The sequence below is a fragment of the Neisseria sp. HMSC055H02 genome (genome assembly GCF_001813335.1).
GTDB lineage: Bacteria > Pseudomonadota > Gammaproteobacteria > Burkholderiales > Neisseriaceae > Neisseria > Neisseria sicca_C.
Window position 1 is genome coordinate 1 of record NZ_KV812106.1, and the last position, 216, is coordinate 216.

At 57.4% G+C, this 216-nt stretch carries 1 protein-coding gene; it reads right to left on the minus strand.

Translation table 11 applies throughout. The features are described 5' to 3' along the window. A partial coding sequence (locus HMPREF2907_RS12980) for a hypothetical protein (RefSeq protein ID WP_168165209.1) occupies window positions 1-216 on the minus strand: 216 nt, incomplete at both ends.

Genomic DNA, 216 nt, shown 5'->3' on the forward strand with positions numbered 1-216 from the left:
TTGTTCACAACCGTATCGCCTGCTTTGACGCTGTCGACTTTCAGGTCTTTGTTGAGGCCGACCTGAATACCGTTCGCGCCTGCGGTGGTGGTGATGTTGGCATCGCCTTTAACGGCGACGGTATCGCCCAGTTTGTTGGCAACGGTCGTACCGCTGTCGCCTGCGAAGCTGATGCCTTTGTTGTCTACCGCGTCTTTCGCCGCTACGCCTTTGGCG